The organism is Labrys sp. Lb11 (assembly GCF_057554225.1).
This window is the reverse complement of record NZ_BAAJOT010000011.1, coordinates 126,104-138,963: the sequence shown is the minus strand read 5'-3', so window position 1 is coordinate 138,963 and position 12,860 is coordinate 126,104. Positions and strand designations below refer to the sequence as shown.

Below are 12,860 nucleotides of genomic sequence, written 5' to 3'. Positions count from 1 at the left end.
GTCCGGCCGCACCGGCGCGTCGTCCCCGGGGCCGGCGCCCGCCATGCGCCATGCCGATCACCCCAGAGCGCGAGGATGCCGAGCCCATGCGTGACGTGCCAGCCTCGCGACCCTGCGCCGCCGGCTTCGCCGAGCTTCGCCAGCGCTTCCTTGATGCGGCGCGGCGGGCCGGCGCGGCGCTCACCGAATATCTCCACCCGCTGCACGGCCCGGCCGGCGAGGTGTTGGCGACCGACGTCGCCTGGCTCGGCCGGCGCGATGCGCCCAAGCTGATGGTGCTGGTCTCCGGCACGCATGGCGTCGAGGGCCCGTTCGGCTCGGCCTGTCAGGTCGCCTGGCTGGAGGAGAATACGCCGTGGCGGCTGCCCGAGGACACCGCGGTCCTCGCCATCCACCTGATCAACCCGTGGGGCACGGCCTGGTCGCGCCGGGTCAACGAGGACAATGTCGACCTCAACCGCAATTTCGTCGACTGGCAGGCCGGCCCGCCGGCCAACGACGCCTATGCGGCCGTGCACGAGGCGCTGGTCTGCCACGAATGGGAAGGGCCGGACCGCACCCGGGCCGACGAGGCCCTGGCGGCGGCGAAGGCGCGGCTCGGCGGCCATGCCGGGCTCGCCCGCATCGTCGAGGCCGGCCAGTACGCCTTCCCGGACGGGCTGTTCTACGGCGGCGCCGGGCCGGTCTGGTCGAACCGCACCCTGACCGACATCCTCGCCGCCTTTGCCGGCGCGGCCCGCGAGGTCGTGCTGTTCGACCTGCACACCGGCGCCGGCCCCTACGGCTATCCGGCGCTGCTCTCGGTCGCCGAGGCCGAGCATGACGGGCTCGCCTGGGGCCGGTCGATGTTCGGGCCGGCGCTCTCGGTGGTCCTCACCGGGCGGGACGCCCTGACCGCCACCGGCATCGCCGCCACCGCCACCGGCTATGTCTCGGCCGCGGCCCGCAAGGCCCTGCCCGGCGCCCGCGTGCTGCCGCTGGTGGTGGAATGCGGCACGCTCGAGGGGCCGAGGATGATGGAGGCGGTGCAGGCCGACAACTGGCTGCATCTCTTCGGCAAGGTGGACTCGCCGCTCGGCCGGCGCATCAAGGCCGACCTGCGCGCGGCCTTCATTCCCGAGGACGCCGACTGGCAGTGGACCTGCCTCAACGCCGGCCTGCGCTATTTCGACCGGGCCTTCGCCGACCTCAAGGCCGTCGGCGGCGCCATGGCCGAGCAGCCGCTGTCGGCGGCGCCGGCGGCGGCCACCGTGGTGCAGCCGCACCCGGCGGCCCGGCATGCGCCGGTGCCGGCGGTCGAGGTGCAGGATCTCCACAAGCGCTTCGGCGAGCTGGAGGTGCTGCGCGGCGTCAGCCTGTCGGCGAGCGCCGGCGAGGTGGTGTCGATGATCGGCTCGTCCGGCTCGGGCAAGAGCACGTTCCTGCGCTGCATCAACCTGCTGGAGCAGCCGAACGAGGGCCGCATCATCGTCGACGGCGAGGAGATCCGGCTGAAGAAGACGGCGGACGGGCGCTCCCGTCCCGCCGACATGCGCCAGGTCGAGCGCATCCGCAGCCGCGTCGGCATGGTGTTCCAGAGCTTCAACCTCTGGCCGCACATGACGGTGCTGGAGAACATCGTCGAGGCGCCGGTGCATGTGCTGAAGGAACGGCGCGCCGAGGCGGTGGAGCGCGCCCATGCGCTGCTGAGGAAGGTCGGCCTCTCCGACAAGCACGGCCAGTATCCCGGCCAGCTCTCCGGCGGCCAGCAGCAACGCGCGGCCATCGCGCGGACGCTGGCCATGCGGCCCAAGGTCATCCTGCTCGACGAACCGACCTCGGCGCTCGACCCGGAACTGGTCGGCGAGGTGCTGCGCGTCATCCGCCAGCTCGCCGAGGAGGGCAACACCATGATCCTCGTGACGCACGAGATGCAGTTCGCGCGCGAGGTGTCGCACAAGATCCTCTTCCTCCACCAGGGCAAGGTGGAGGAGGAGGGCGCGCCGGCGGAGCTGTTCGCCAATCCGCGCTCGGAGCGCCTGCGCCAGTTCCTGGCCAGGACGCTCTGACCGGCGCGATCCCAGGAGCAACAGGGCGCAAGGCCCGCTGCAAGACCAGCCAAGACCGACAAGAAGGGGAACCGGACCATGAAACTCAAGATCCTGTCGCTGCTCGCCTGCCTTATCGCCGGCACGGGCGGCGCGCTCGCCGGCGAGGGCGAGCTTTCGATCGGCACCGAGGGCGCCTATCCGCCCTGGAGCATGGCCGACGCCGCCGGCAACGTCACCGGCTTCGACGCCGACGTCGGCGCGCTGCTCTGCGACAAGCTCAACCGCAAGTGCCACTTCGTCGTCCAGGCCTTCGACGGCCTGATCCCGGCGCTCAAGGCCAAGCGCTTCGACGTGATCATCTCCGGCATGTCGATCACCGCCGACCGCAAGAAGGAGATCGCCTTCAGCGTCGGCTATGCCGAGCTCGCCAACATGTTCGTCGCGCCCAAGACCTCCGACCTTGCCGGCCTCAAGGACATCGACAGCCTGCTCAAGGCGCTCGACGGTAAGAAGGTCGGCGTGCAGGCCGGCACCACCCATGCGCATTTCCTGGAAAAGCGCGTGCCCAACGCCGACCTGAAGACCTACGACACGCTCGACCAGATGCAGATCGACCTGGCCGCCGGGCGCATCGACACCGCCTTCGCCGACGCCTCGGCCCTGCAGGACTTCCTGGCCAAGCCCGACGGCAAGGACTTCCAGTTCGTCGACGTGAAGATCCAGAGCACCTTCGACCCCTCGCTCGGCGAGGGCATCGGCGTCGGCATTGCCCAGGAGAACACCGCGCTCAAGGCCGAGATCGACAAGGCGCTGTGCGGCCTGGTCGCCGACGGCTCGATCGGCAAGGCGAGCGAGAAGTGGTTCAAGACGGACATCTCCCGCCCCTGTCCGTGAGGCGGTGATCCGGGGCCGCCTGCGCCGAGGCGTGGGCCGCGTTTGGCGTCGTCCGGGAACGAGCGACGCGATGCCGGCCTCGCTGCGGCCGTGCGAGACGCCACGGTTCTGGATTGACCGCGACGCATCGGTCTTCCCTCCCCCTTGTGGGGAGGGATAGAGGGGGGGTCCAACAGGATACGGTGCGCCCTACGCCGACGCCCCCCATCCCCTTACCCCTCGCCACAAGGGGGAGGGGACCGGCAGGCGTCGCGCTTGGAGCCCTTGTGTCCGGACGGCGCCGTATTCCCGGCACGACCCCTTTCGATATGGAGCATCCGAACCCGATGGAATTCGGTCTTTGGCAGCTATGGGACGGCGGCTGGGTCGGCGCCATCCTGCGCGGCGCGGCGATCACCATCGCCGTGGCGGTCGCCAGCATGCTTTGCGGCTTCGTGGTCGGCGTCGTCTGCGGCCTGATCAAATGGGGCCGCGTCCGGCCGCTGACCTATGTGGTCGACGGCTACACCGCGCTGGTGCGCGGCGTGCCCGAGCTCCTGATCATCTATCTCCTGTTCTTCTCCTCGGTGGAGTTCGTCACCCGGGTGGCGGAGACCTTCGGCTATGCCCGGCTGGCCGAGAGCGGCTATGCCTTCGTCATCGCCGTCATCGCCATCGGGGCGATCTCCGGGGCCTATTCCACCGAGGTGGTGCGCGGGGCGCTCGCCGCCATCCCCGAGGGCCATATCGAGGCGGCGCGGGCGCTCGGCCTTTCCGGCTCACGCATCTTCCGCCGCATCATCGCCCCGCAGATGCTGCGCATCGCCATCCCCGGCATGAACAATGTCTGGCAGGTCACGATCAAGGACACGGCGCTGGTGTCGGTGGTCGGGCTGCAGGAGCTGATGCGCACGGCCTTCATCGGCTCCAACACCACGCGCCATCCCTTCATCTTCTATCTCGTCGCCGCCGCGGTCTATCTCGTCATCACCCTGGTCAGCCAGGCCGGCATCGACGGGGCCGAGCGGCTGCTGCGGCTGCGGTCGAGGAAATAGGCCGATGGATCTCGAACTTCTCCAGCAGGCGGTGCCGGTGCTGCTCAAGGGCTTCAAGGTCACGGCCGCGCTCACGGGCCTGTCGGTGCTGATCGGCTTCAACCTCGGCCTGGGCCTGGCCGTCATGCGGCTGTCGGAGAACCCCTTCGTCTCCGGGCCGGCCAAATATTACAGCATGGTGTTCCGCGGCACGCCGCTGCTGGTGCAGATCTTCCTGCTCTATTACGGCCTCGGCCAGCTGACGATCGTCAAGAGCAACGCGGCGCTGTGGTGGGTGGTCAGCGACGGGGCGCGCTGCGCCGTGCTGGCGCTGGCGCTCAACACCGCCGCCTACACCTCCGAGATCCTGCGCGGCGGCCTGCTGTCGGTGCCGGCCGGCCTGGTCGAGGCGGCGCAGGCCTGCGGCATGTCGCGCCTCATGCGCTTCCGCCGCATCGAGTTCCCGCTCGCCATCCGCCAGGCGCTGCCGGCTTACGGCAACGAGCTCATCCTGACGGTGAAGGGCACGAGCCTGGCCTCCACCATCACCGTGCTGGAGATCACCGGCTACGCCAAGCGCCTGATGAGCCAGACCTTCGCCGTCTTCGAGGTCTTCGCCATCGCCGGGGCGCTCTACCTCGTCACCAACCTGGTGCTGGTGACGCTGGTGCGGGTGCTGGAGCGCCGCCTGACCCGCCACCAGGGGCGGTGAGGGGAGCCGGGCTCTCGGGACAGGTGCGTGCGATACGCCTCAGCCGTCAGGATCGGGGCCTTCGTCATCCGTCCAGGCGATCCCCGCGATCTGCTCGGCCGACAGGTCCAACTGCTGCCCCCCTTGCCGGCTCAGTGTCACCCCGGTCATGCGCGCATCGATGAAATTGCAGTCCTGGTAGGTCGAGTGCCGCATATCGGCACCGGTGAGGTCGGCCGAGGCGAAGGTCACGCGCACATAGAGCGATCCGCGCAGATCGGCACGCGCCAGCACGGCTCTGGAGAAATCCACGTCCGTGAAGTCGTTCCAGCACAGGCGTGACTGGGTGAAGTCGGTGTTGGCGAACCGGACATTCGTGATCTCGGAACGGCCGAAGAAGGTGCGCGGCAGCGTGAGGTTGCCGAGATCGACGCCGTTGCCGACGAAGGTGCGGAAGAATTCGACGCCCAGAGGCTCTTCGTCGTCGTAGTTGGGCATCGCTTCCGGGATCGGCGGAACCGTCCCTGCGGCCAATAGCCCCTGTTCCTGCAGAATCCTGCAGGACTCTTCATAGCTCAGCCGGGACACGTTTGGCTCCTCGAACGTCGAAATCCCCGCCAGTATGCTGGCATGGTCTCCCCGATGCGGCAACCGGCCTCGGCCACCATGCCTCCGGCGAGGCGGCGGCGGGTGATTTTTCTCTCCCTTGGGGGGCTGATGCCTCCCCCGCAGGGCTTTCGCCGTGCCTGCCCGCGTGTTAGACGATCGCGCCAACTCAGCCGCAGCCCGGCCTCATTGCTTTTCAGAAAGAGTTGGTTATGGCCCGCATCATCGATTCGTCGCTGTTCCCCGAAGCCCTCACCTTCGATGACGTGCTGCTGACGCCCGGACACTCGGAAATCCTGCCCTCCGAGGCCGACGTCCGCTCGCGCGTCACCCGCTCCATCACCGTCAACCTGCCGCTGCTCGCCTCGGCCATGGACACGGTGACCGAGAGCCGCATGGCCATCGCCATGGCCCAGGCCGGGGGCCTCGGCGTCATCCACCGCAACCTGACGCCGGAGGAGCAGGCCGAGCAGGTGCGGCAGGTCAAGCGCTACGAGAGCGGCATGGTGGTGAACCCGATCACCATCGGCCCGCAGGGCACGCTGGCCGACGCCTTCGCCCTGATGGCGCGCTACGGCATTTCCGGCATCCCGGTGGTCGAGGGCGGCGGCCCCGGCGTGCCGGGCAAGCTGGTCGGCATCCTGACCAACCGCGACGTGCGCTTCGCCACCAACCAGCAGCAGCCGGTGGCCGAACTGATGACCAAGGAGCGGCTGATCACCGTGCGCGAGGGCGTGACCCAGGCGGAGGCCAAGCGCCTGCTGCACCAGTTCCGCATCGAGAAGCTGGTGGTGGTCGACGACGATTATCGCTGCGTCGGGCTGATGACGGTGAAGGATATCGAGAAGGCGACGCTGCATCCCAACGCCTGCAAGGACGAGCACGGGCGCCTGCGCGTCGCCGCCGCCTCCACCGTCGGCGAGCTCGGCCATGCCCGCTCGGAGATGCTGATCGACGCCGGCGTCGACCTCGTCGTGGTCGACACCGCCCACGGCCATTCCCAGAAGGTGCTGGACGCGGTGGGGCGGATCAAGCGCATCTCCAACGCGGTGCAGGTGATCGCCGGCAACGTCGCCACCGGCGACGGCGCCCGGGCGCTGATCGACGCGGGCGCGGACGCGATCAAGGTCGGCATCGGCCCGGGCTCGATCTGCACCACCCGCATGGTCGCCGGCGTCGGCGTGCCGCAGCTCACCGCGATCATCGACGCCGGCAACGCGGCGCGCGAGAGCGGCGTGCCGGTGATCGCCGACGGCGGCATCAAATATTCCGGCGACTTCGCCAAGGCGATCGCCGCCGGCGCCTCGGTGGCCATGGTCGGCTCGATGCTGGCCGGCACCGACGAGACGCCCGGCGAGGTCTATCTCTACCAGGGCCGCTCCTACAAATCCTATCGCGGCATGGGCTCGGTGGGCGCCATGTCGCGCGGCTCGGCCGACCGCTACTTCCAGGCCGACATCAAGGATTCGATGAAGCTGGTGCCGGAGGGCATCGAGGGGCAGGTGGCCTACAAGGGCCCGGTCGGCGCGGTGCTGCACCAGCTCGCCGGCGGCCTGCGCGCCTCGATGGGCTATGTCGGGGCGAAGACCGTGGAGGAGTTCCAGGAGAAGGCGCGCTTCGTACGCATCTCTTCGGCCGGCCTGCGCGAGAGCCACGTCCACGACGTCACCATCACCCGCGAGAGCCCGAACTACCAGCCGGGCCGGGGCTGAGCCCATGCCCCTTCGGATGATCTTCGCCGTTGTCGGCAAACAAGTGAGGCGTGCTGACGATTGCTTTTTGGCCTCGCCCTCTCCGCCGTCATGGCCGGGCTTGATCCGGCCATCCACGCGAACGCGACAGATCAGGCAGGAACACTGGTCCAGGTCGTCGAATAGCTTGGCGCCGGAGGTGTTCGCGTGGATGGCCGGATCAAGTCCGGCCATGACGGCTGAAAGGGCATCGCCTTTCCCCGGAGCGACATGGTCCGGCCCCAGCGTCTATGGGGACAAGCCCGGCCATGACGATTCGTGCCTATTCCCGAACGGACCCTTCGCCGTGCAAATCCTCCTGACGCCGGCCGTGACGCCGTGACGCCCGCCGCCCGCCTTTCCGCCGCCATCGAGGTGCTGGCCGACATCGACGCCCGGCGCCGGCCGGCTGCCGACGCCCTGAAGGACTGGGGCCTGTCGCACCGCTTCGCCGGCTCGGGCGACCGCGCCGGTATCGCCAGCCTGGTCTACGACGCGCTGCGCCGCCGCGCCTCGGCCCGCTGGCTGATGCAGGCGGAGACGCCGCGCGCCACGCTCCTCGGCATGCTGGCGCTGCAGCGCGGCCTCGACGCGGACGCCGTCGCCGCGCTGTGCTCGGGCGAGCGCTTCGCACCCGAGCCGCTGGCCGAGGCCGAGCGCGCCGCCCTGCGCGAGCGCCGCCTGGAGGAGGCGCCGGCCGCGGTGCAGGCCGACGTGCCGGACTGGCTGTGGCCGGGCTTCGCCGCCGCCTTCGGGGCGGAGGCGGTCGCCGAGGGCCAGGCTCTGGCCGGGCGGGCGCCGCTCGATCTGCGCGCCAACGCCCTCAAGACCACGCGCGACAAGCTCCTGGCCGAGCTGGAGCCGCTCGGCGCCGCGCCGACGCCGCATTCGCCCTTCGGCCTGCGCGTGCCGCTCGGCGCCGACGGCCGCGGCCCCTCGGTGCAGGCCGAGCCCTCCTTCCAGAAGGGCTGGTTCGAGGTGCAGGACGAGGGCTCGCAGATCGCCGCCGCCCTGGCCGGGGCGAAACCCGGCGAGCAGGTGCTGGATCTGTGCGCCGGCGCCGGCGGCAAGACGCTGGAGCTCGCCGCCGCCATGGCCAACAAGGGCCAGATCTACGCCACCGATTCCGACAAGCGCCGCCTCGCCCCGATCCATGACCGGCTGGAGCGGGCCGGCGTGCGCAACGCCCAGGTGCGCACCCCGCGCGGCGTCCTGCCGGTGGAGGATCTCGCCGGCCGCATGGACCTGGTGCTGATCGACGCGCCCTGCAGCGGCTCCGGCACCTGGCGCCGCAACCCGGACGCCAAGTGGCGCATGCGCCCCAACAGCCTGGCCGACCGCATCAAGGACCAGGCGAGCGTGCTGGCAGAGGGCGCCAGGGCGGTGAAGCCGGGCGGCCGGCTGGTCTACGTCACCTGCTCGCTGCTGCCGGAGGAGAACGACGACGCCGTCGCGGCCTTCCTCGCCGGCCACGCCGGCTTCGCCGCGGCCGCGCCGGCCGAGGCGCTGGCCGCCGCCGGCTTCGCCGCGCTCGCCCCGCATCTGTCGCCGCGCGGCCTCGGCGTGCAGCTCACGCCGCGGCGCACCGGCACGGACGGCTTCTTCGTCGCCGTGCTGCGGCGCGAGGGCAGCCCCTGACCCGCACGAGACCGTTGCATCGCCGACACCGTTCCTTTACTCGCTCGCCATGACACACGACAGCATCCTCATCATCGATTTCGGCTCGCAGGTCACCCAGCTCATCGCCCGGCGCGTGCGCGAGGCGGGGGTCTATTGCGAGATCCATCCCTTCCAGAGCGCCGGCGCCGCCTTTGCGGCGCTGCAGCCCAAGGGCGTGATCTTCTCCGGCAGCCCGGCCTCGGTCTATGACGAGGGCAGCCCGCGCGCCCCGCAGGCGGTGTTCGATTCAGGCGTGCCGATCCTCGCCATCTGCTACGGCCAGCAGACCCTGGCGCTGCAGCAGGGCGGCAAGGTGGAGGGCGGCCATGCCCGCGAGTTCGGCCGGGCCGATGTCGAGATCAAAGCGGCGAGCCCGCTGTTCGAGGGAGTGTGGGAGGTCGGCGGCCGCTATCCCGTGTGGATGAGCCATGGCGACCGCGTCACCGAGCTGCCGCCGGGCTTCGCCGTGGTCGGCACCTCGGAGAACGCGCCCTTCGCCATCGCCGTCAACGAGGCCCGGCGCTACTACACCACCATGTTCCACCCGGAGGTGGTGCACACGCCGGACGGCGCAAAGCTCCTGCAGAACTTCGTGCACCGCATCGTCGGCCTCAAGTCCGACTGGACCATGGCCGCCTATCGCGGCGAGATGATCGCCAAGATCCGCGCCCAGGTCGGCACCGGCAAGGTGATCTGCGGCCTCTCCGGCGGCGTCGACTCGGCCGTCGCCGCGGTGCTGATCCACGAGGCGATCGGCGACCAGCTCACCTGCGTCTTCGTCGACCACGGCCTGATGCGGGCCGGGGAGGCGGGCGAGGTGGTGGGCCTGTTCCGCGACCACTACAACATCCCGCTGGTGCATGTGGACGCGGCCGACCTGTTCCTCGGCGCGCTCGCCGGCGTCAGCGACCCCGAGGCCAAGCGCAAGACCATCGGCCGGCTGTTCATCGACGTGTTCGAGGCCGAGGCCAAGAAGGTCGGCGGCGCGAAGTTCCTGGCCCAGGGCACGCTCTATCCCGACGTGATCGAGAGCGTCTCCTTCTCCGGCGGACCCTCCGTCACCATCAAGTCGCACCACAATGTCGGCGGCCTGCCCGAGCGCATGGCCATGGCGCTGGTGGAGCCGCTGCGCGAACTGTTCAAGGACGAGGTGCGGGCGCTGGGCCGCGAACTCGGCCTGCCCGCCGCCTTCGTCGGCCGCCACCCCTTCCCGGGCCCGGGCCTGGCCATCCGCGTCCCCGGCGAGATCACCCGCGAAAAACTCGACATCCTGCGCAAGGCCGACGCGATCTACCTCGACGAGATCCGCAAGGCCGGCCTCTACGACACGATCTGGCAGGCCTTCGCCGTGCTGCTGCCGGTGCGCACCGTCGGCGTGATGGGCGACGGGCGCACCTACGACCACGTCTGCGCCCTGCGCGCCGTGACCTCGGTGGACGGCATGACGGCGGATTTCTTCCCGTTCGACATGGGGTTCTTGGGACGGGCGGCGACGCGGATCATCAACGAGGTGAAGGGGATCAACCGGGTGGTGTACGACGTGACGTCGAAGCCGCCGGGGACGATCGAGTGGGAGTAGGGGGGCAACGTCCGGTCAACGGCGATTTTTGCTGCGGGCAGTTCACGCTCCTGCCAGCTGCTAACTCCCGCGGAGCGGCACGGGCACCCTGTCGATATTCACAGATTCAATCTGCATTCAATCTTCGATCGATGTATGGAAATTTCAGAGGGCGAGAAGGCCGCAGCTTTGAACGTGTCCACGATGCCCCTGAAAGCGGGCGTCGCTTGCCGAGTAGTGTGTAGCCCTTGGCCCGTGCTAAAAGCTGACGAGCCTCTCGGTCTGGCAAGCTTGCTAAGCGGCCGCAGCGCAGCCAAAGTTGCAGCTTGGGTATCCCGTCAGCGAGGGGTGTAGGGGTGAGAGTTAGCGCACTTTCTTGGATGCGTTACCGGAGCTTCAAAGAGCGGCAGCGGGTCGAGGTGGCGCCCGTCACTCTTATCATTGGGCGAAATGGGAGCGGCAAAAGTGTCATATCGCGGCTACTGGTGCTGCTCGCCAGTGGCGTCGATAAAGATGCGATCGATCCTCTTGATCTATCCGCCGGCGGAGTAGTGCACGCTGCTACATATCAGGACCTCGTGCATTCTCGAAGCCGACTGCCTTTCAGCTTAGGCGCGGAGGTCACCGACGGTAACAACTGCTTCGAGTTCGAGACGTCGCTTCGCTATGTCAGCGAGCGTCACAGCTTGGCAATCGAAGCGTTTTGGCTCTCGCATCGAGGTAAATGTTTCCTCCAGGCTGAGCTGTCGGACGAGAGCCAGCTAACGTTGGATAACCCTCGCTACGACGTGATAATCGATGGTCAGCGTTCGGCCGAAGCTATCGGTTTTGTGGGCCTTCTGCCAAATGTATCGGATTTCGATGGCGTATTCAGGGAATCGTTGACCGAAGCCCTAACTGCAATCAGGGCTGCATTGCCGGCCCCCTCATACCTGGGGCCATTCAGGATGGAAGCTGGAGGACGTTCCAACCGTGCTCCCGGCCAACGGGTTCGGCAACTGGGCCCAAAAGGGGAACGTGCGATCGAATTGCTCGCAGAGGATCAAATCCGGTTCGGCGGTGACTTGGTTCGTGGGGTCAGCGAATGGTTCACTGATGCGCTCGGTCAAGGTATTTCGATAGATATATTGGATGATCGATCGCGCCTTTTTGTAACCGATCACAGATCTCAGACCGATGTTTCACTGGCCGATACCGGAGCTGGGTTCTCTCAGGTATTGCCTGTCGTTGTGCAACATTATGCCTTCAGGAAGGAGCGGCTGCCGGCTTCCACGCTGATCGTCGAGCAGCCTGAGCTGCACCTCCATCCAGGGGCGCATGGCGCAGTCATGGATCTTGCCTTGCAAACCGTGAAAAGTGCCCATCAAGCACGTGTTCCCAACTGCCTTTTTGAAACTCATTCAGAGCAAATAATAATGCGCCTACGCCGTCGGATTGCGGAAGGGTTCGACCCCGACCAAGTTGCGCTCTGGTCCTTAAACCATCGCGAATCGGATGATGCGAACACCATCGAAGACCCGCTGCGTGTCATAAAGTTCGACGCCGCAGGCGATCCTGACACCTGGCCTGTAGGGGTCTTTGAGGAGGCATTGGACGATCTAACGGCGCTCCGCCGAGCCGCGCGTGACCGCGAACAATGAGGCTCGCGATTGAGGCGAATACCCTCGAAACCGAACGCTGGTTTCCGATATTCGACATCCTTCTCCTACACTTGGAGGAGAAGCGTCACGCGTTTGCGGCGGAGGACGTGAAAAGCCTTCTAAGTAGCGTCTGGATGCAGGGGAAAAGTAGGAAGGATCGGGAGTTAATCATTCATTCTGCGACTGCCCGTTCACACGATCGTCTTGCAGACAAAAACGTAATCAGGATCGACGCGACTGTCCCGCTTGGTGGTCGAGTTGATGACGATTATACGACTTCATTGCACCCTCAAGATTGCTTGACCTTTCTCGCGCAGCCATTCTCAGTTATCGTGGAAGATGAGGCGTCCGATGGCGCTTTTTTGCTTTGGATGGCCAGGGTACTAAGGCGAGAAGCTCTGATTAGGGCTTATCGGGCGAACCGCTTTATCTTCCGGCATGCGGGCGGTAAGGGGGCCCTAAAGAGGTCAGCCAGCGTTCTCTCGAGAGGTGTTTGGCCTGCTCCGAATGGCAGGCACGCTAGAGCTATGCGCCTTTGGGCCTGTGCTGTTCTCGACAATGACTCGAAGTATCCCGAGCACTCGCCAAACGCGGGGCTCGTGAGGGAGTTGGCGCCGTGGGTCGCGTTCGTCCACGAGTTGGCTAGGCGCTCTATCGAGAGCTATCTTCCATACACTGCGTTAACGCGTTACGATCGCTCAGCAGCGTTTAAGGATCGGGTGGATGCGCTGTTCCGACTAACGCCAGACCAACGCCGACACTATCATATGAAGACTGGATTCCGATTGAAAAACGGCGGCGCCCCTACCAAAGCTGTTTATCTTACCGCCCCTGAGATAAGTGCACAGGAGCGTGTGCTGTTCGGGGCTGTGCCAACTGCTGATTGGAAGGAATTAGCATCCGGTTTCGGAAGAAATTTATCCGATATTTTTATTGAAGATGAACATCGGCCTCAGCCGGTCGATCTTGCTGCCTTGGACTCTCTAGATGAAGCAGAGTTAGGTGGCTTGCTCGATTCGATCTACGAAAGGATATGACG

Annotated in this window: 10 protein-coding genes; 9 read left to right on the top strand and 1 reads right to left on the bottom strand. The window is 67.1% G+C overall.

Translation table 11 applies throughout. The features are described 5' to 3' along the window. Positions 1–86 precede the first annotated feature (86 nt). From AC27L4_RS32255 to AC27L4_RS32240, 4 genes are all read left to right on the top strand, one after another. On the top strand, positions 87–2,048 hold the full coding sequence (locus AC27L4_RS32255; RefSeq protein ID WP_487146804.1) for a DUF2817 domain-containing protein: 1,962 nt from the start codon (positions 87–89) through the stop codon (positions 2,046–2,048). Positions 2,049–2,126: 78 nt separating this feature from the next. After that, the gene (locus AC27L4_RS32250) at positions 2,127–2,924 is read left to right on the top strand and encodes a transporter substrate-binding domain-containing protein (RefSeq protein WP_487146803.1); all 798 of its coding nucleotides are present in this window, start codon (positions 2,127–2,129) and stop codon (positions 2,922–2,924) included. A 326-nt stretch (positions 2,925–3,250) separates the two neighbouring features. Next, the gene (locus AC27L4_RS32245) at positions 3,251–3,958 is read left to right on the top strand and encodes an ABC transporter permease (protein ID WP_487146802.1); all 708 of its coding nucleotides are present in this window, start codon (positions 3,251–3,253) and stop codon (positions 3,956–3,958) included. A 4-nt stretch (positions 3,959–3,962) separates the two neighbouring features. After that, positions 3,963–4,649: an ABC transporter permease gene (locus AC27L4_RS32240; RefSeq protein WP_487146800.1), complete on the top strand. Its 687-nt coding sequence runs from the start codon at positions 3,963–3,965 to the stop codon at positions 4,647–4,649. Positions 4,650–4,688: 39 nt separating this feature from the next. Here the strand turns inward: AC27L4_RS32240 and AC27L4_RS32235 are convergent, their stop codons facing one another. Further along, positions 4,689–5,216, bottom strand: a complete 528-nt coding sequence (locus AC27L4_RS32235; RefSeq protein WP_487146799.1) for a pentapeptide repeat-containing protein — start codon at positions 5,214–5,216, stop codon at positions 4,689–4,691. A gap of 230 nt (positions 5,217–5,446) precedes the next feature. Here AC27L4_RS32235 and guaB point away from each other — a divergent pair, with 230 nt between their 5' ends. The 5 genes from guaB to AC27L4_RS32210 all read left to right on the top strand — a co-directional run bounded on the left by guaB (position 5,447) and on the right by AC27L4_RS32210 (position 12,858). Beyond that, positions 5,447–6,946, top strand: a complete 1,500-nt coding sequence (guaB, locus tag AC27L4_RS32230) for an IMP dehydrogenase (protein ID WP_487146798.1) — start codon at positions 5,447–5,449, stop codon at positions 6,944–6,946. Positions 6,947–7,303: 357 nt separating this feature from the next. Beyond that, positions 7,304–8,602 carry an RsmB/NOP family class I SAM-dependent RNA methyltransferase gene (locus AC27L4_RS32225; protein WP_487146797.1) on the top strand — a complete coding sequence of 433 codons (1,299 nt, stop codon included), beginning with the start codon at positions 7,304–7,306 and terminating at the stop codon, positions 8,600–8,602. Between the two features lie 49 nt (positions 8,603–8,651). Next, the gene (gene guaA, locus AC27L4_RS32220) at positions 8,652–10,202 is read left to right on the top strand and encodes a glutamine-hydrolyzing GMP synthase (protein ID WP_487146796.1); all 1,551 of its coding nucleotides are present in this window, start codon (positions 8,652–8,654) and stop codon (positions 10,200–10,202) included. A 359-nt stretch (positions 10,203–10,561) separates the two neighbouring features. Continuing rightward, positions 10,562–11,821 (top strand): AAA family ATPase, encoded by a 1,260-nt coding sequence (locus AC27L4_RS32215; protein WP_487146795.1) that lies wholly within the window; start codon positions 10,562–10,564, stop codon positions 11,819–11,821. A gap of 767 nt (positions 11,822–12,588) precedes the next feature. Continuing rightward, the gene (locus AC27L4_RS32210; RefSeq protein ID WP_487146794.1) at positions 12,589–12,858 is read left to right on the top strand and encodes a hypothetical protein; all 270 of its coding nucleotides are present in this window, start codon (positions 12,589–12,591) and stop codon (positions 12,856–12,858) included. The last annotated feature ends 2 nt before the right edge of the window (positions 12,859–12,860 follow it).

What these genes read in the sequence shown, in the direction of transcription:
- AC27L4_RS32250 (WP_487146803.1), top strand. Translation starts at nt 2,127, where the DNA reads ATGAAACTCAAGATCCTGTCGCTGCTCGCCTGCCTTATCGCCGGCACG.
- AC27L4_RS32255 (WP_487146804.1), top strand. Translation starts at nt 87, where the DNA reads ATGCGTGACGTGCCAGCCTCGCGACCCTGCGCCGCCGGCTTCGCCGAG.
- AC27L4_RS32245 (WP_487146802.1), top strand. Translation starts at nt 3,251, where the DNA reads ATGGAATTCGGTCTTTGGCAGCTATGGGACGGCGGCTGGGTCGGCGCC.
- AC27L4_RS32240 (WP_487146800.1), top strand. Translation starts at nt 3,963, where the DNA reads ATGGATCTCGAACTTCTCCAGCAGGCGGTGCCGGTGCTGCTCAAGGGC.
- AC27L4_RS32210 (WP_487146794.1), top strand. Translation starts at nt 12,589, where the DNA reads ATGAAGACTGGATTCCGATTGAAAAACGGCGGCGCCCCTACCAAAGCT.
- AC27L4_RS32215 (WP_487146795.1), top strand. Translation starts at nt 10,562, where the DNA reads ATGCGTTACCGGAGCTTCAAAGAGCGGCAGCGGGTCGAGGTGGCGCCC.
- guaB (WP_487146798.1), top strand. Translation starts at nt 5,447, where the DNA reads ATGGCCCGCATCATCGATTCGTCGCTGTTCCCCGAAGCCCTCACCTTC.
- guaA (WP_487146796.1), top strand. Translation starts at nt 8,652, where the DNA reads ATGACACACGACAGCATCCTCATCATCGATTTCGGCTCGCAGGTCACC.